The 1,056-nt window shown below is 62.4% G+C and carries 1 protein-coding gene; it reads left to right on the forward strand.

What is annotated here, in order from left to right; all coding sequences use genetic code 11:
* Positions 1–1,056: site-specific DNA-methyltransferase (locus ACIP67_RS43460; RefSeq protein ID WP_401700289.1), on the forward strand; the 1,056-nt coding region annotated here is incomplete at both ends.

Consider the following 1,056-nt stretch of genomic DNA (forward strand, 5'->3'; position numbering starts at 1 on the left):
CTGGCACGTCACCTGCTGCGCCGCGACGGCGTCATCCTCGTCTCCATCGACAACAACGAGGTGCACCACCTACGGCTGCTGCTCGATGCCGTGTTCGGCGCGGAGAACTTTGTCGACATGATGACCTGGCGTGGTGCCCGGAAGGGCGACGCAAAGCTGACTGGCGGTGGCCAGGATTACGTCCTCGTCTACGCCCGCGACCGCTCCTACCTCAAGTCCAACGACATCCGCTGGCGGGAACGTAAGGAGGGCCTGGAGCCGATATATGCGAAGGCTGCGGACCTTCGCAAGAAGCATGGAGGCGACTTCGACACCGCCAGCAAGGAATTGCGTGACTGGTATAAGTCACTCGCGGACGAAGATCCGTCGAAGGCGCATGCGCACTATAACCGCATTGACGACAAGGGCATCTGGTTTTCGGACAACATCTCCAGCCCGAACTACCGAGAGAACCTCATCTACGACTGGAAGGGCTATAGCCCTCCCGCCAACGGCTGGCGCTACGAGCGAGCCACGATGGAACGGCTGGACGCCGAAGGCCGGCTCATCTATCCCGAAGACAAGACCAAGCGCGTGCAGATCAAGTCGTACCTGCATATGCGTGAGGAATGGGCTCCGGCCTCGGTCTTCTACCGTGATCGCCGCGCCGCCTCCTCAAACCTCGACTCGCTGATGGGTGCAAAGGTCTTCGACGACCCGAAGAGCACCGACGTGCTCGCCCGTCTTTTCCACGCCATCACCGACGACGGCGACCTGATCCTCGACTTCTTCGCGGGCTCTGGCTCGACCGGCCACGCTGTGTGGGAGCAGAATCCAAAGGATGGCAAGACCCGGCATTGGATTCTGGTGCAGGTGCCGGAGAAGCCTGACGCGTCCGAGGCATCGGGCAAGAACGCGCTGGCGGCCGGGTATGAGACGATCTTCGAGGTGACGGCTGAGCGCCTTCGCCGGGCGGCAGCCTCGCTGCAGCGGGAGACTCTCGATGCTCCGCAGCTGGGCTTCCGGATTTTCCGCACTCGTCCGACGAACCTCGTCATCGAGAAGCCGCTGTTCGCG

The sequence above is a fragment of the Streptomyces sp. NPDC088812 genome (assembly GCF_044750285.1).
Lineage (GTDB): Bacteria > Actinomycetota > Actinomycetes > Streptomycetales > Streptomycetaceae > Streptomyces.